This window comes from Candidatus Omnitrophota bacterium, assembly GCA_016209275.1.
GTDB lineage: Bacteria > Omnitrophota > Gorgyraeia > Aquiviventales > Aquiviventaceae > JACQWM01.
Window position 1 is genome coordinate 37,130 of sequence record JACQWM010000004.1, and the last position, 16,983, is coordinate 54,112.

The 16,983-nt window shown below is 62.5% G+C and carries 15 protein-coding genes; all 15 read left to right on the plus strand.

The features are described 5' to 3' along the window. The first annotated feature begins 11 nt into the window (after nt 1-11). The 15 genes from HY737_00690 to HY737_00760 all read left to right on the plus strand — a co-directional run bounded on the left by HY737_00690 (nt 12) and on the right by HY737_00760 (nt 16,983). On the plus strand, nt 12-1,034 hold the full coding sequence (locus tag HY737_00690; GenBank protein ID MBI4596902.1) for an NAD-dependent epimerase/dehydratase family protein: 1,023 nt from the start codon (nt 12-14) through the stop codon (nt 1,032-1,034). After that, nucleotides 1,031-4,360: an ATP-binding cassette domain-containing protein gene (locus HY737_00695; GenBank protein ID MBI4596903.1), complete on the plus strand. Its 3,330-nt coding sequence runs from the start codon at nt 1,031-1,033 to the stop codon at nt 4,358-4,360. The genes HY737_00690 and HY737_00695 overlap by 4 nt, the downstream gene beginning before the upstream one ends. Beyond that, entirely contained in the window at nt 4,361-4,966 is a 606-nt protein-coding gene (locus tag HY737_00700; protein ID MBI4596904.1) for an SIS domain-containing protein, read from the plus strand. An 8-nt stretch (nt 4,967-4,974) separates the two neighbouring features. Further along, on the plus strand, nt 4,975-6,174 hold the full coding sequence (locus tag HY737_00705; GenBank protein MBI4596905.1) for an HAD-IIIA family hydrolase: 1,200 nt from the start codon (nt 4,975-4,977) through the stop codon (nt 6,172-6,174). Next, on the plus strand, nt 6,167-7,216 hold the full coding sequence (locus tag HY737_00710; protein ID MBI4596906.1) for an SDR family oxidoreductase: 1,050 nt from the start codon (nt 6,167-6,169) through the stop codon (nt 7,214-7,216). Before HY737_00705 ends, HY737_00710 begins: the two co-directional genes overlap by 8 nt. Beyond that, nucleotides 7,213-7,671, plus strand: a complete 459-nt coding sequence (locus tag HY737_00715) for a dTDP-4-dehydrorhamnose 3,5-epimerase family protein (GenBank protein ID MBI4596907.1) — start codon at nt 7,213-7,215, stop codon at nt 7,669-7,671. The genes HY737_00710 and HY737_00715 overlap by 4 nt, the downstream gene beginning before the upstream one ends. Further along, nucleotides 7,664-8,731 carry a GHMP kinase gene (locus tag HY737_00720; protein ID MBI4596908.1) on the plus strand — a complete coding sequence of 356 codons (1,068 nt, stop codon included), beginning with the start codon at nt 7,664-7,666 and terminating at the stop codon, nt 8,729-8,731. Before HY737_00715 ends, HY737_00720 begins: the two co-directional genes overlap by 8 nt. 3 nt (nt 8,732-8,734) lie before the next feature. Further along, the gene (locus HY737_00725) at nt 8,735-9,715 is read left to right on the plus strand and encodes a GDP-mannose 4,6-dehydratase (protein MBI4596909.1); all 981 of its coding nucleotides are present in this window, start codon (nt 8,735-8,737) and stop codon (nt 9,713-9,715) included. Further along, complete coding sequence (locus tag HY737_00730) at nt 9,712-11,004, plus strand: class I SAM-dependent methyltransferase (GenBank protein MBI4596910.1); 1,293 nt, start codon at nt 9,712-9,714, stop codon at nt 11,002-11,004. Before HY737_00725 ends, HY737_00730 begins: the two co-directional genes overlap by 4 nt. After that, nucleotides 11,001-12,005 carry a radical SAM protein gene (locus HY737_00735; GenBank protein MBI4596911.1) on the plus strand — a complete coding sequence of 335 codons (1,005 nt, stop codon included), beginning with the start codon at nt 11,001-11,003 and terminating at the stop codon, nt 12,003-12,005. The genes HY737_00730 and HY737_00735 overlap by 4 nt, the downstream gene beginning before the upstream one ends. A 62-nt stretch (nt 12,006-12,067) precedes the next feature. After that, nucleotides 12,068-12,571, plus strand: coding sequence for a GNAT family N-acetyltransferase (locus HY737_00740; GenBank protein ID MBI4596912.1), 504 nt, complete (start codon nt 12,068-12,070; stop codon nt 12,569-12,571). A gap of 32 nt (nt 12,572-12,603) precedes the next feature. Continuing rightward, nucleotides 12,604-13,731 carry a DegT/DnrJ/EryC1/StrS family aminotransferase gene (locus tag HY737_00745; GenBank protein ID MBI4596913.1) on the plus strand — a complete coding sequence of 376 codons (1,128 nt, stop codon included), beginning with the start codon at nt 12,604-12,606 and terminating at the stop codon, nt 13,729-13,731. Then, nucleotides 13,728-14,792, plus strand: a complete 1,065-nt coding sequence (locus HY737_00750) for a TIGR00180 family glycosyltransferase (GenBank protein ID MBI4596914.1) — start codon at nt 13,728-13,730, stop codon at nt 14,790-14,792. The genes HY737_00745 and HY737_00750 overlap by 4 nt, the downstream gene beginning before the upstream one ends. Next, nucleotides 14,789-15,907: a TIGR00180 family glycosyltransferase gene (locus HY737_00755; protein ID MBI4596915.1), complete on the plus strand. Its 1,119-nt coding sequence runs from the start codon at nt 14,789-14,791 to the stop codon at nt 15,905-15,907. Before HY737_00750 ends, HY737_00755 begins: the two co-directional genes overlap by 4 nt. Then, a complete protein-coding gene (locus HY737_00760; protein ID MBI4596916.1) occupies nt 15,907-16,983 on the plus strand; it encodes a TIGR00180 family glycosyltransferase in 1,077 nt (358 codons plus the stop codon). The genes HY737_00755 and HY737_00760 overlap by 1 nt, the downstream gene beginning before the upstream one ends.

The following is a 16,983-nucleotide window of genomic DNA, read 5'->3' on the forward strand; positions in this document are numbered from 1 at the left end:
GGAGCCGTCGTATGCGCGTGCTGGTGACTGGGGCGAGCGGGTTTCTTGGCGCGGCCTTGGCGCGCGCTCATCGAGCCTCCGGCGATGAGGTGCTGGCACTCCGGCACACCACGCCGCTGCCGCCAGATCTGGCCGGCGCGGTCGAAGAGTTGCGCGGAGACCTGCGGGACGCGGAGCGTCTTGGCCGGCCCGCGGTGGATGTGCTCTACCATTGCGCGGCGCTGATGGCAGATCGCGAAGACGCCCCCTACGCGGAATTTCATCGCATCAACGTCCTGGGGACGGTGTCGTTGCTGCGCGCTGCGCGGTCGATGGGTCTGAAGCGCTTCGTCCATGTCAGTTCGGCCGGGGTGCTCGGACACACCCAGGCTCCAGCGACGGAAGCCGACCCGTACGGCCGCACGCTGACGAAGTACGAGCGTTCAAAAATGGAAGCGGAAATCATCGCGCGGCAAGCGATGCAAGACGGGCTGCCGGTCACCATCGTGCGGCCGGCACAGCTCTATGGGCCGGGCATGCGGCATCTCTGGCCGAAACTCATTGACGCCATCCGCCGAGGACGCGCCGTGCGGCCCGGGCCGGGGGCGGCGAAGATCCACTTCACCCATATCGACGATGTCGTTTGCGGGATCCGGTTGGCGGCCGAGGCCCCGTGCGCCGTGGGGCAGCTCTACCATCTCGCAGCCGCCTCGCCGGTGACCGCCCGGCATGCCCTGGAATCCATCGCGAGGGCGTTGGGGGTGCGGCCGCCGCGTCCCGTGCCCTATTGGCCCGTGTGGGCCGCGGCCGCGGCGGTCGAGCGGCTGCCCTGGCATCTTCGGTCTGGCCCATGGCGCATGCTGACGGTTCATCATGTGGAGCTCTTCGCTCGCGACCGGGTCTACGCGATCGACAAAGCCAGGACCGAATTGGGCTACGGTCCTGTCGTGTCGTGGGATGATGCCCTCGCCTCAGTGGTGGCGTCGTACGTCGAGCCTCAGGTCCCACTCCATCACCCGCAGCCGACTGACCCGTTGGAGCGCATGGTGAGATGAGCGTCGTGACGATCATTCGTCCGCCGACGGTGTTTTCTCGTCGGGCCTACAGCGCGCCCATCGTCCCGCCGCTCGGATCGGCGTACCTCGCAGCCGCCCTTCGGGAGGCAGGGATGGAACCGCAGGTGATCGACGCCGTGGGGGAGGACATCGAGCACATCGGCGTGACATCGCGGCCGAATCTCGCGTACCAGGGTCTGGCGATCGATCGGATCATTGATCGGATCTCCCCTCAGACACGGCTCATCGCGATCTCGGCGATGTTCTCCCAGGAATGGCCTCATATCGAAGAGCTGATTCAGCGCCTCGGATCGGCGCGTCCCAACGTGCCGATCGCGGTCGGCGGGGAACACGCCACGGCGGCATGGGAGTACATCCTCGAGACGTCGCCAGCGGTCGCCTGTGTGGGGATCGGCGAGGGCGAGGAGCTCCTGTGCGATCTGGCCCGATGGGCCGACGGCGGCGGCGAGCTCGGAGCCATCCCAGGCATCGCGTATCGGCAGGCGGGGAACGCCGTCATGACCTCCCCGCGCAACAGGATTCGGGATGTCGATGGGCTCCCCTGGCCGGCGTGGGACCTGGTGCCGATCGAATCGTATCTTGGCGGAGGCTATGGCCATGGGGTGGATCTCGGCCGGAGCATGCCGATCTTAGCCACCCGGGGCTGTCCGTTTCAGTGCACCTTCTGCTCCAATCCCGCGATGTGGACGACGCGGTATGTGATGCGGGATATGGCCAAGGTCATTGATGAGATCGAGGCGTACCTGCGCGACTATCAGGCGACGAACATCGATTTCTACGACCTCACCGCCATCATCCGGAAAGACTGGGTGCTCAAGTTCTGCGACGAGATCCTTCGACGGAAGCTCGTGTTCACGTGGCAGCTCCCCAGCGGAACCCGCAGCGAGGCGCTCGATGGCGAGGTGCTGCCCAAACTGTATGAAGCCGGGTGCCGCAACCTGACCTACGCCCCGGAGAGCGGGTCGGAGCGCACGCTCAAGGCGATCAAGAAGGAGGTCCGCCTGCCAAAGATGGTCGAGTCCATCGCCTCGGCCAAGCGCGCCGGCATCAGCCTGAAGTGCAACCTCATCATCGGCTTTCCCACCGAGCGGCGATCCGACATGTGGCAGACCCTCCGCTTCGCCATGAAGATGGCCTGGCTGGGTGTGGATGATGTGCCGCTGTACTTGTTTTCACCCTATCCCGGAAGCGAGCTCTACCAGTACCTGCGTTCGACGGGGAAGATTCCAACCATGGACAATGACTACTTCGAGTCGCTCGTCTGCTTCATGGACCTCTCGAGGTCCAGCCGGTACTGCGAGCGGGTCGGTCCGTTCGAGCTCAACGTCTATCGGGTCGCGGGCATGGCGGCCTTCTATGGCTTGAGTTACCTCCGGCATCCTTCGCGCATTCTTCGGACGCTCCGCAACCTGTGGCATCGTGAGGCGACCACCGTGTTTGAGCAGCGGCTCATCGATATCTCCCGTCGCGCCTCATTCGCGATCGTCCGCCGCTTCAGGCGCCAGACGCTGGCCTTTTACTGGCGGACCGTGGTTACACCGTACCCGAAAGAAGTTGGCGCCATCATGCTGCTGATGTTCGTGGGTGCGGTGCTGGATGCGGCCACTGTGGGCATGACGGTGCCGGTGCTGGATGTGTTAACCGCCGCCGGGCGCGTCCCGCAGGGGCCGGCGGTGACGATCGCCGGCGATCTGCTGCGTCTGATGGGGATCGCGCCGACGATTGAAGCGGTGGCGTTTGCCTTGATCGTCATCGCCAGCGCGCTGTTTTTGCTCCGCAGCGTCTTCTTCGTGGTCGATCAGCAGTACACGGCGAAGATTGCGGTCACGTTGCGATGTGCGACCAAGGCGGTGTTGTTCGAGCGGTTCCTGCGCGCGCAATACGAAGAGGTGCTCTCGCGCGGCCGCGGCCGGATTCTGAATGAGATCAACGCGCCGGCAGAGACCTTGGGCGGAGCCATCATGAATCTCGGCTCGCTCTTCATGGGCGTCTTCAGCAGCCTCGTCATGATCGCCTTGCTGCTCTACCTCTCGTGGTGGGGCACGATCGTCTTAGGCGGCGTGGCCCTGGCCGGAATGCAAGGGTGGCGCTGGTATGCGGATGCCCGCGCCGCCGGCGAGGGGAAAACGCTGTATCGGCTGCGCAACGACCAAAACAAGACCCAAGTCGACGCGATTGACGGATTGAAGATCGTGAAGACGTACGATTTGGAGCATCGGATGACGGAGCGGTATGCCGGATGGCTGCGGCAGGAGCTGCGGCCGGAGCTGCGGCTGGTGTTCTTCCAGTACGGGCCGGTCATCGTGAATGAGCTGCTGGCGGCCGTGATCGTGGTGGGCTTAAGCGCGTGTTTGCTGCTTGTGCCGCGGCTGGGCCTGCGGCTGTCGATTTTGGCGGCGTTTCTGCTGGCGATCCGGAAAATCGCCCCGTCGCTGGCCACGGTGAATAAGGCGAGCGTCAACCTCAGCCGCTTCCGCCCGGTGCTTGAGACCATCGCCGAGCTGCAGACGCAATTGCCGCAGGAGCGGCTCGGCGGCCGCCCCGTCGGGCGGGTGGATGAGGTGCGGCTGCGCGAGGTTTCCTTCACCTATGCCTCGCGGCCTGATCGCGAGGTGCTGCATGACATTGAGGCGGTGCTGCGCCGCGGCACGGTGACGGCGGTCGTCGGATCGACCGGCTCTGGCAAGAGCACGCTCGCCAACCTCTTGCTTGGGTTGTTGTCGCCGCGGGCGGGGAGTGTGTTGATCAACGGTGTTGCGCTGCAGGAATTGGATTTGGCCGGTTGGCGCGCGCGGATCGGCTGTGTGCCCCAGGATGTGTTTGTCTTCAATGCGACGATCGGCGACAACATCGCGCTGGGCGATGCCTCGCTCTCGTCTGCCCAGATCGAGCAGGCGGCCCGTGTGGCCCAGCTGCACGACTTTGTGGTGTCGCTGCCGGAAGGATATGAGACGCTCGTCGGCGATCGGGGCTTGCGGCTCTCCGGCGGCCAGTGCCAGCGGCTGTCCATTGCGCGCGCGGTCGCGCGGCGGCCGCAGGTGTTGATGTTCGATGAGGCGACGAGCGCGCTGGACACGGTGACCGAGCGCGCGGTGCAGGAAGCCATCAACGCCTTGCATGAAGACGCGATTAGCGTCGTGATCGCCCATCGCCTCAGCACGGTGAAGCAGGCGGATCAGATCCTGGTGCTGAAAGACGGACGGATCGCGGAACTCGGCACGCACGAGACCCTCATGCGGCAGCAGGGCGTCTACGCCGGCTTGTACCTGCATGATGAGCCCGTCGCGGTGGCTGCGGAGCGCTAAATGCCGACGGTGAAACCGCGCACGGATGAGCAAGAGTTTTTGGAGCGGTATTTTGAAAGCTTCCGCCGGCTCTCGGAAGGCTCAGAGAGCCTCTTCGCGCAGCTGATCAGGATCAAGCGCATCCTGGTTCAGGCCCATCGCGCCGGAGGCAAGGCGGTGGTGATCGGCAACGGGGGCAGTGCGGCCATCGCGAGCCATGTGGCGGTCGACCTGACGAAAAATGCCGGAGTTCAGGCCATCAACTTTAATGAGGCCGATCTCATCACCTGCTTGGCGAACGACTACGGGTATGAGCAATGGCTGGCCAAGGCCGTTGAGCTGTATGGGGAGCCGGGGGATGTGCTGGTGGCGATTTCCTCCAGCGGGACATCCAAGAATATCCTCAATGCCTGCGCGGCGGCGCAGCGCAAATCGTTTGCGTCCGTGATCACGCTCTCAGGATTTTCACCGGAGAACCCGCTGCGCCGGTTTGGGGATGAGAATTTGTGGGTGGACAGCCGCGCGTATAACTTGGTGGAAGCGACGCATCAGTTGTGGTTGCTGGCCGTGGTCGATCTGATCATCGGCAAGGCCGAATATCCAGCATCAGGACCCGCAACATCATGAAGGAAATGATGCAACGTCCGAAGCAGGCCGTGATCTTAGCCGGGGGACGCGGCACGCGGCTGCGGCCGCTGACGGATACGCGGCCCAAGCCGATGATCGAGTTCCACGGCAAGCCGTTTATGGCGTACCTGCTTGAGCTGCTGCGGGAGCAGGGGTTTGAGCGCGTGCTGCTCTGTCTGGGGTATTTGCCCAAGGTGATCCAGGCGTATTGCGGCGATGGCCAGCGATTCGGGCTGTCGATCGAGTACAGCGTGTCGGATGTCGAGGATGACACCGGCCGGCGGCTGAAGGTAGCCGCACCTCGCATTGAGCAGTACTTCCTCTTGATGTACTGCGACAACTACTGGCCGCTGCGCTTTGACGCGCTGTGGAAGTCCTATCTCGACACCGGGGCCGAGGCCATGCTCACGGTCTATCGCAACGAGGATGGGTACACGAAAGATAATGTCCGCCTCAGCGAAGATGGCGCAGTGCTGTTCTACGACAAAAATCGGGCGACGCCGAGATTGCAGGGTGTCGATATCGGTTTCGGGCTGTTTCGACGCGAGGCGCTGGAGCTCGTGCCAGATGAAAACGTGTCATTTGAGCGCGTGGTCTACCCAACACTCGTGGCGCGGCGCACGCTCTTCGCGTTTCCTACGTCGCATCGGTATTACAGTGTCAGTTCGCATGAGCGGCTCGGGTTGACTGAGCGTTTTTTGGCGCGAACGCCCGCGGTAATTCTCGACCGGGACGGGGTGCTGAATGCGCGGCCACCTCAAGGGGAGTATGTCACGTCATGGGCGCAGTGGCGATGGCTGCCGGGGGCTCGTGAGGCGCTACGGCTGTTACACGACGCCGGCTATCAGGTGATCGTGATCTCGAATCAGGCCGGTATTGCGCGCGGGGCGATGCGCGCCGAGGACGTGGAAACGATTCATCGGCGCATGCGCGAGGAGGCGGCCGTCGCTGGCGGGAGCATCGATGCGATCTACTACTGCCCGCATCATTGGGATGACGGGTGTGCGTGCCGCAAGCCGAAACCGGGGATGTTCTTTTCGGCGCAGCGGGAGTTTCACTTGGATTTGAGCCGAACACGGTTCTATGGGGATGATGAGCGCGATGGCCAAGCGGCGAAGGCTGCCGGCTGCCCCTTCACCATGATTTCAGCGTCGTCGACGCTGCTGGACGCGGTTCGGCAATTACGGGAGGATGCGGTCCATGGCTAAGCGCGTGCTGATCACAGGACACAACGGGTATGTCGGCTCGGTGATGGCGCCGCTGATGCTGGAGGCCGGCTATGAGGTGACGGGGTTTGACACGAACTACTACGCGGAGTGCACCCTCGTGCCTGACGCGGTGCGCGTGCCCGCCATCCAGAAGGACCTCCGGGATGTGGCGGCCCGCGATCTGGAAGGCTTTGACGCCATCGTGCATTTGGGTGCGCTCAGCAACGACCCGATCGGCAACTTAAGCGCCGAGTGGACTGAGCAGATCAATTTCCGCGCGTCAGTCCGCTTGGCCGAGCTGGCCAAACAGGCCGGAGTTCCGCGGTTGCTGTTTTCATCCTCGTGCATCATGTACGGCATGTCAGAAGCGGCCGTGGTCACGGAAGCCTCCCCCCTGGATCCCAAGACAGAATACGCCAGGTCTAAGGTCAAGGCGGAGCAGGCCATCTCCCATCTGGCCGATGCGAATTTTTCGCCGGTCTTTTTGCGCAACGGCACGATCTACGGCCTCTCGCCGCGGATGCGGTTCGATACGGTGTTGAACAACCTCGTGGGGGCGGCGGTGACAACCGGCAAGATCACGCTGCAAAGCGACGGCAAACCGTGGCGGCCGGTGGCCCATGTGGAGGACATTTCGCGCGCCTTTCTCCATGTGCTGCAAGCTCCCCGCGAGGCGATCCACAATCAGGCGTTTAACAACGGCGAGAACCGGATGAATTATCAGGTGATCGAGATGGCGCGGATCGTGGCCGAGACCGTGCCGGGCGGCACGGTGGAGTGCTTGGCCGATCCCGGGGCTGATCAGCGCACGTACAAAACTGATTTCGGCAAGTTCGCGAGGGCATTTCCCGACTTCCAGTTTCGGTGGACGGTACGCGAGGGGGCCAAGGAGCTCTATGAGGCGTGTACCGCCATGAAGCTGACCCGAGAGGATTTCATCGATCGGAAGTTCACCCGGCTGAAGTGGCTGCGCTATTTAATGGACAGCGGCCGGCTGGATGGCTCGCTACGCTGGAGAACGGCGGTGGAGGCAACGCGATGAGCCGAACCATACACGACGTGAAGATCATCCCGCTGCGGCAGGTGGTCGATGAGCGGGGCAAGATCATGCACATGCTCAAGGCGACTGACCCGCATTTCATCCGCTTCGGCGAGATCTATTTTTCATGCGCGTGGCCTGGGGCGATTAAGGCCTGGCACATCCACACATCCATGACGCTGCATAACGCGGTGATCTCGGGCCGGGCGAAACTCGTGATGTACGACGGCCGCAAAGGCTCGCCGAGCTACGGCACGATCCAGGAGGTCTTTCTCGGGGAAGACAACTACGTGCTGGTGCAAATTCCGCCCGGCATTACGAACGGGTATAAGGCGTACGGCGATCGGCTGGTCATCCTGGCGAATTGCGCCACCGAGCCGCATCGGCCCGAAGAGATTGTGCGCATCGATCCGTTCACGACGGAGATTCCCTACGACTGGGGGCTGCGGCATGGCTGAGCTTGTGAATGCGGAGTGCGGAGTGCGGAACGCGGAGTTCGTTGAGCACTACGCCACAAATCGACGGCCGCGATTAATCGTCACGCGCACACCGCTGCGTATTAGCTTTGCCGGCGGCGGAACGGATTTGCCGGATTTTTATGCGCGCGAAGATGGCGCCGTGCTGAGCACGACGATTAACCACTACTTGTACGTGACGGTCAAGCCGCACGGGCGCTTGTTCAACGAAGGCTTTCGCCTCAACTATTCCGAGACGGAGCATGTGGAGCGCTTGGATGAGGTGAAGAACCACATCGCCCGCGAATGCCTGAGGTTTTTGCGGATTGATCCGCCGCTGTACATCAGCACGATCGCCGACGTGCCGGAGTTTTCCGGCTTAGGCTCCTCCAGCAGTTTCGCGGTCGGCCTGCTGCAAGCGCTCCATGCGCTTCGCGGCGAGCGGATTGCCGCCGGACCGCTGGCCGAGGAAGCGGCTCATATTGAAATCGAGGTGCTGCGCCGGCCGATCGGCAAGCAGGATCACTACGCGGCCGCCTTCGGCGGCGTGAATGTGTTTTACTTTAAGGCCGACGGCCGGGTGACGGTGGAATCCCAGCACGTCGCCGAGGGGGTCTTGGATGAGATGTTTGCGCATTTACTGATGTTTTGGACCGGCATCCGCCGGGATGCCAGCACGATCCTGAGCCTGCAGCAACAGCGGACCGAAACGAATCGTGAGTATTTGCAGCAGATGCGCGAGCATGCGCGGCAGCTCCAAGCGCTCTTGCGCAACGGGTTTGACCCGGAGCGCTTTGGGCGCATCCTGGACGCCTCGTGGCATCTGAAGCGGCAGTTGACGAGCAACATGACGAACGCGCGCATCGAAACGTGGTATCAGCGCGCCAAGCAGGCCGGGGCGTCGGGCGGCAAGATCTGCGGGGCCGGCGGCGGCGGCTTCCTCTTATTCACCGCGCCACCGCAGCGGCAAGAGGCGGTCAGAGCCGCACTGGCCGATCTCACCGAGGTGCCGATTCGCTACGAGGCGCACGGCTCTCGGGTGCTGCTGCCCTCGATGGAGTAGACGATGACCCAACGCATTTTGATCACCGGGGCCACCGGGATGATCGGCGCGGCCTTCATCCGGCGCGCGCTGGCGGATGGCCATGAGGTGACCGTGATGGTCCGCCGCGAATCAAATCGTTTGCGGCTGATTGAGGTCGAATCGTCGCTGCGCTTGCACGACGGTGATGTCACCGATGCGCAGAGTGTTGCGAACGCTGTTGACGCGGCGCGTCCTGAGGTGGTCGTGCATTTGGCGAGCAGCTCGTTTAATCCTCCGACGATCAGCGCGCAGACGCATTGGGACGCGATCGGCAAGGGAACCCTGATCATGCTGGAGATCCTCCGATCATGGCCGCAGACGCGGTTCGTCATGACCGGCTCCGCCGCGGCGTACGGCAGTGGTGCCAGGCTCACCGAGACCCAACCGCTGCGGCCAGCCACCGCGCTCGGCGCGGCCAAAGCGACGGCGAGTATATGGATGCACACCTATGCTCGGCTCTACGGGATCCAGGCTGTTGAGCTGAGACTGTTCATGCCGTATGGCCCGTGGGAGCATCCGCGACGGTTGATTCCGCAGACCATCCTCTCTGCGCTCGCCGGAGAAGAGCTCCGGACCACTGACGGCAGGCAGCAGCGGGATCTGGTGTATGTTGACGATGTGGTGGACGCACTCCTCTTGGCGGCCACGCGGCCGGTCGCCGCCGGGTCGGTTTTCAACATCGGCTCAGGGATCGGCACGCGGGTGCGCGATGTGGTCGACCGGATTCTTACGCTGATGGGCGATCCGGTGAACGTGATCCGAGGCGCCTTGCCGACGCGGCCGGATGAAATCCTTGAGATGTCGGCGGATATCACGGCGGCCAAAAGGAAACTCGGATGGCAGCCGCGCATCGGATTAGACGAAGGACTGCGCCGGACGATCGCGTGGGTCACGGATCATCGCGAGCTCTTAGAGCACCTGGCACAGCCGCAAGCACCGATCGCCGCCGGCGGCGAACGATGACGGCGTGCGTGGTGTGCGAGTCAACGCGGGTGGAAGCATTTCTCGATTTTGGCACGACCGCATTGGCCAATAAATTTTTGACGAAGGAAGAATTATCGCGGGCGGAGCCTGCGTTTCCGTTACGCGTCGGGTTTTGTCATGGCTGCACGCATGTGCAGCTGATGGAGCGCGTCGCCCCCCGCGACATGTTCACTGACTATCTGTATGTGTCATCGGCGTCGGAGACGCTGACGGCGCATCTCTTCGAACTCAGCGATGTCGTCGCACGGCGATTCCGCCTGGGCGCGGGCGACCTTGTCGTCGACATCGGCTGCAATGACGGCACGCTGTTGCGGGGATTCCAGCGCCACGGGGTGAAGACGCTCGGGGTGGATCCAGCCAAAAATCTTGCAGCACTAGCTGCGGAAAGCGGAATGGAGCGATTCGTGGGATTTTTTAATAGCCAAACCGCCACGCAGATCGCGCAGCGGTGGGGTCGAGCCTCAGCCATCACCGCCACCAATACGTTCCCGCATGTTCCCGAGCTGCGTGATTTCATGGAGGGCATTCGCACCGCGTTAGCCCCCGGCGGGGTCTTTGTCATCGAAGCGCATTACCTGCTGGATCTGCTGGAGCAGGCAGCGTTCGATACCATCTATCACGAACACGTGTCGTACTGGGCCCTCGCACCCATGATGGGCCTCTTTGAGCGCTGCGGCATGCAGGTCGTGGATGTCGAGCGGCTTCCGATCCATCATGGACAATTGCGTGTCTTCGTGCAGCGAACGGGTGAAGGGCGTGTGCAGCCGAGCGTTGCTCGACAGCTTGACGTCGAGCGGAGTGCTGGTTTGGATCGGTTGGCCACCTTCCGGGCGTTTGCCGATCGCACGCAGCAGATCAAGCGGCAGCTGAAGGAGCGGTTGAGGCAGCTGCGCGCCGAGAGCAAGCGCGTGGCCGGCTATGGGGCGCCGGCGAAAGGCAGCACGTTGTTAGGGTTTCTTGAGTTGGGACCGCAAGAGATCGACTACATCGTGGATCGAAGCCCCCTCAAGCAGGGCCGGTTCACGCCCGGCTCGCACATTCCAATCGTGCCGGCAGAGCGCTTGCTTGAGGATCAGCCCGATGTGGTGGTCGTGCTCGCCTGGAATTTTCTCGACGAAATTATGGATCAGCAACAGGAATATCTGCGGCGTGGGGGGACATTTCTTCTTCCTGTGCCTGAGGTTCGCCTCATTACAGCCGAAAGCTCGCGCTTTCGGCATTCCGCGGCGACCCCGATGGTCACCGCTTCACGAGGAGAGGGTGCATGAGCCACGAGTTGCACGTCGTTGAAATCAAGCAAATCAACCTGGAGATGGCCGGAGGCTGCAACCTCAAATGCCCCATGTGCCCCCAGTCGTTCGGCCGGGAAAAGGATTTCTTGAAGCGGCTCCCGCTGGAAGAATTCCGCAAGATCATCGACCAGGCGATTCCCGTGGGGTTGAAGTATGTCAACCTCAGCGGCTCCGGCGAACCGCTGCTGCACACCGGCTTGGAGGAGGCGGTCCGCTACCTCAATGAGCGGGGCATTACGAGCATGATCTACACCAATGGGATCCGCTTGACTCCAGAGCGTTTTGAGAGCCTCTGCCAGGCCGGGTTGACGATTTGCAAAGTGTCCTGCCAGGGATGGGATCGGGACAGCTACGCCAAATGGATGTCGATCGACGCGTTTGACCAAGTGCGGCAGCAGCTCAAAGCGTGCGTCGCACTGCTGAAGACGAAGGGGTATGCCACCTTTCTCCAAACCAACCATCTCGTGCATGACTATGACCAGCGCGAGCACCAGACCCAGCAGTACGTGACCAATTGGGTCGAGTATCTGGGCGTGCAGGCGGAAATCTGGCTGGAGCACAACTGGTCCGGCCAGTATAAAGACGCGATCCCTCGGGAGAATATTTTTCAGGACCGGCCCAAGCGCACGTGCGGACGCCCGATGGGCGGGGTCTTGGAGATTCGCGCCGGAGGACTGGGCGGCAAATCGGGTGCTGTCGTGCCGTGCCCGTTCGTGCTGGGGCAGGACTCCAAAGCGGTCCTGGGGCATACGCAAGACACGCCCCTCATGGACATCGTCAACGGCGAGCCGATGCTCGCCTTGCGATCGGCGCACGTGCGCGGAGATTTCGATTCGGTGGACTACTGCCGCAACTGCGATCAATTGCTAGAGGTCAAAGAGTCGCTGGTGTGGACCAACATCCCCGGTCGCACGTATGGGCCGAGCCGAATCTCAGGAATTAATTACTTAAATCTGTCCGCGGCGCCATCGCCATGACGGGTCTTGCCTTCCCAACGACAGAGGTTGCGCCGATCACTACGGATCGGTTGGCGCTGCGCATGATATCAGCCGCTGATGTGACGCCGGTGTATGTTGCGTCGATGAACGATCCTGAGGTGGTGGGGTTGACCGAGGCGCGGCACGTGGTGTGGGACCATCAGCGGGTGGCGCAGTTCATTGAGCGATCCAACGTTGAAGGGGTGTCAACTTTGGTGGGGATCTTCCTGAAAGACACCGGACGCCATATCGGCAATCTGCGGTTGTTCAATTTCCATCCCGTGCATCGGCGGGCGGAGCTGAGCTTCGTCATTTTTGACAAGACCCAATGGTCGAAAGGCTATGCCACAGAGGCGGTCGGCGCGCTCTGCCGCTACGCGTTTGAGACGATGCGTTTGCACCGCATCCACGCGGACTATTACGCGACCAACCACGCCTCAGCCCGGTTGTTCCAGAAGGCGGGGTTCCAGGTCGAGGGCGTCTATCGAGGACATTTCTTCGCTGACGGACGATATGTGGATTCCATTCGAGTGGCAACACTGAATCCGACTGAGCAGCGCATATGACGCGCCCATTCATCCCATCGGCGGGTCCTTCGATGACGGAGCACGAAGTCCAGTTAGTGGCTCAGGCCGCCCGGGATGGCTGGTATCTTGGCATGATCAAGTACATTGAAGAATTTGAACGGCGATTCTCTGAGTACACCGGGATGACCTACTGCTTGGCCACGAATAGCTGCACGGCGGCCATTCACCTGGCGATGCTCGCCTTGCGTCTCGGGCCAGGGGATGAGGTGATCGTGCCGGATATCACCTGGGTCGCCTCGGCAGCCCCGGTGTGCTATGTGGGTGCTCGGCCTGTCTTGGTGGATATCGACCCGGTGACGTGGTGCATCTCGCCCGAGGCGTTTGAGCGCGCGATCACCCGGCGGACGAAAGCCGTTGTGGTCGTTGGCCTGCTGGGTAACATGCCGGAGATGGATGCGATTCGGACGATGGCCGCCAAGCGCGGGATTCCGATTATCGAGGACGCGGCTGAGTCGGCCGGAGCCACGTACCGCGGCAAAAAAGCCGGCACCTTCGGCACGATCAACGTCTTCAGCTTTAATGGCACGAAGCTGATGGTCACCGGCGAAGGCGGCATGTTCGCCACGAATGACAAGCGCTTGTACCTGCGCGCCAAAGGGCTCGCGCACCATGGCTTGCTGATGCAGGGCAAGCGATCAAAATTCTACTGGTCCTATGAGCTGGGGTACAAATACAAGATGACCAATGTCCAGGCGGCCCTGGGGTTGGCGCAATTGAGCCGGATCGACGAGCTGGTGGCGAAACGCCGGCAAAACTTTTTCTGGTATCACGAGCGGCTGAAGAGTGTCGAGGGTCTGCAGCTGAACCAGGAAGGCCCGCATGTGAACAGCACGTTTTGGATCGTGACCGGGATTGTGAGCCCGCGCTACCGGATAAAGAAGGAAGCGCTGGTCAGGAAGCTGGTTGAGCGGAAGATCGGCGGGCGCCCGTTTTTCTATCCGATCAGCGCGATGCCGCCGTTTACCGCGTACGGCCGGGGCCGATCGATGCGCAAGGCTAACCCGGTGTCGTATCGGATCTCCCCGTACGGCATCTGCCTGCCATCGTCCGCCGCGCTCACCGAAGCGGATGTGGACTATGTCTGCGAGCAGCTTATGGAGATTTTAACGGCGCGAACCGCGAAAGCGGTCCTGGTATGAGTAGCACTGAATCACTGACCGTGCTGATCCCGACCTACAACCGGCATCCCCAGCTGCTGCGGCTGCTGCGGTATGCCGCGACGGTCGGCTGCCCCTACCCGATGCGTGTGCTCGACTCCAGCAGCGATCCGCTGACATCAGTGGAGCTGCGCCGCGCGCTGGAAGCAGATCGTATCCGGCATGAGCGATGGGCGCCGTCGACACCACCCATGCAAAAGCTGCATGAGGGCTTAGCGCATGTGGCCTCGCCGTATGTGGTGGTGTGGGCGGATGATGATTTTCTCGTGCCCCGCGCGCTGACCGCCGGTGTGAGTTTTTTAGACGCGCACCCGGACTACAGCGTCGTGCATGGCCGCAGCTATCTTCTGACCGTGGAACAAGTCAATGGCCATGGCGTGCCGTCACGCCAGCCGTATGGGCAGCGGGCCATCACCGCCGCGACCGCGGGTGAAAGGCTTGACGATCATCTGCGCGGCTACACCGTGCTCAACTACGCCATCCACCGCGCGGAGCGTTTGGCGCGGAATGTTGCGCAGTGCGTGGAGCGCGGCTTCGGCTACAACTGGGGCGAGATCGCGCTGGGGAGCCTGGACGCCATCCAGGGCAAGGTGGGAGTGTTGGACCAGCTGTATCTTGTGAAGGAAGGGCATCAAGGGCCGGATGCGTGGTGGACATGGTTGTGCGCAGGTGCTGCAACTCGGCCGAGCGATGTGTTTGACTGGGTGACAGAGGCGAATTTTCCCTCGGCCTATGCGTCGTTCCGCGAGTGTGTGGCGGCCGCCCTCTCCCAGGAAGACCGCCTGACCATGGATGAGGCGCGGGACATCGTGAAGGCGGCCTTCTGGTCGTATGCGGCGAGGGCGCTGACGGAAAAGCGGCGCGCGCATGACGGCATGACACATCGCGATGCGTCGATGCGATGGCGCCGCGCGGCCCGCCGAATCCCCGGCCTTCGAGGAATCGTCCGCGCGGTGCGCGGCGGCAAGGGCGGGGCCGAGCCCGATTGGCTGCCGATCTATCAGGCGATGACCACGAAAGACGTTGAGATGGTGGCTGCATGAGCGAATGGCTCACCCTGTGCGTGCCGACGATTAATCGCCCGGCGTTCCTCGGGCGGCTGCTGCGGTACTACGCGGCGGCGTCTGCGCCGTATCGAATCGCCATTGCCGATTCCAGCGACCCGGTGCGCGCCGAGCAGAATCAGCAGATCATCCGCCGGCTGGCGGGCCGGTTGCACGTGGTGTACCGGCAGTACCCAGGGATGAGCGTGGGCGCATGTTTTGAAGCCATGAATCAGACGCTGGACACACCGTACTGCGCGCTGCTGGGCGATGATGACTTCCTCTGCCCGCCAGGCTTGGAGCGATGCGTGGAGTTTCTCGAGGGACATCCTGACTACGGGGCGGCGCACGGGATCGGGCTGCACTTCCAAACTGAAGGCGGCCATCCTCACGGACCGATCGGGAGGGTCGGGCCGTACCCCCAAGCGGTCCTCGAAACCGACACCGGAGCCCAACGGCTGGGCGAGTTTGTGATGAAAAGCTTGTACGTCCTGATCTATTCGGTCCATCGCGCCGCGATCTGGCGATCGATGTTCACCGGGGTGGGCGCGATGGAAGACATCAAGACGCAAAACGGATTCAAGAACGAAGTGCTCGCGACGTGCGTCTCTGCGGTCCGCGGCAAAGTCAAAGCGCTCGATGGCCTCTACTTGTTTCGCCAGGTCCATCAGCGCAACACGCCAGTGCCCCATGTCTACGAGTGGCTGACCGATCCGGAATGGTTTCCTTCGTATCGCATTTTTGAGGATCGTGTCAGCGAAGAGCTCATGCGGCAAGATCAGTTGCCGATGGAGCAGGCGCGCCAGATCGTCCGAGACGTGTTTTGGTCCTACTTGGCCAAGGTCATGATGGGGGTACGGGAGAAAGAGCTTCGCCGTCCGAGCCGCCAGGGGACGCTTTCGTCTCTGCGAAGAGCGGCTCGAGCGATTCCCTGGCTCCGCCGCAGCGGCCGGGCTGCGCGATCCATGTTTGACCGCTATCAGCGCCCGTGGTCGCTGTCCGCCCTCTTGCATCCGTCATCACCGTACCACACCGATTTCATGGCGGTGGCGCGGGCCGTGGAGGACCTCAGGCAGACGGTTGAACAGCCGTCAGGGGAGGCGGTGGCGGTCTGATGTTGACGTTGTGCGTCCCGACCAAGGATCGATCAGACTTTGTGGGCCGCCTCCTGCGCTACTGCGCGGAGGTCCGCATGCCGTATCGGGTGATGATCGGCGATGCCAGCCATCCTGAGCATGTCCAGCGCACGCAAGCGACGGTCAGGTCGGTGCAGTCGCTGGTCAATGTTGAGCATCACCTCTGCCCGGGATTGAGCTCCTGCGCGACCCTGGAATCGCTGAGCCGGCGCATCACGACGCCGTATAGCGTCTTTTTGGGCGATGATGATTTCCTCTGCCCGAGCGGGCTTAAGCGTTGTGCCGAGTTTTTGGACGCGCATCCAGAGTATAGTGCCGCGCACGGCGAGGGGCTGCGGTTTCAGACCGAGGGCAATGGCGCGCAGGGTGCGATTGGTGTCGTGGCCTCGTATCCGCAAGCCGTGATTTCCGCATCAACCGGAGCGCAACGCCTGAAGGAATTTTTCACGGCGAGCCTCTACACCTTGCTGTATTCGGTGCACCGCACGGAAACGTGGCAAGCGATGTTTCAGGGGCTCTCATCGCTTGAGGGCGTGCAGAATCGCAACATGTTTAAAGATGAGCTGATCGCCGTGTCGGTGTCGGTGATCCGCGGCAAAGTCAAAGCGCTCCCCAGGCTCTCGCTCATCCACCAGGTGCATGAGGACAGCTATCGATTTCCGCATGTGTATGATTGGATCGCCCACCCGTCGTGGTATCCGTCGTTCCAGGCGTTCCGCCAACGCCTTATCGATGAGCTCATCCGGCAAGATGGGATCAGCGCCGAGGACGCGAGCCGGGTAGTGGCCCGCGTGTTTTGGCCGTATCTCGCGCGCATCATCGGCGATGAGTGGCGCAAGCAGCGCCGCGGAGCCCCGGCTGCGCCCTCGCGGTTACGAGTGGCGGCAGCGCGGATCCCGGCGGCTCGGCAGGCCTGGCGGGCGGTTCACCAGACGTTTCAGCGCTATCACGATCCGCACTCGCTGGCCGCCTTGCTGCGGCCTTCCTCGCGGTACGCGGCGGATTTTCTTCCGGTGTATCGAGTGGCGGTGGCCACAGAATGGAATGGAGCGTAG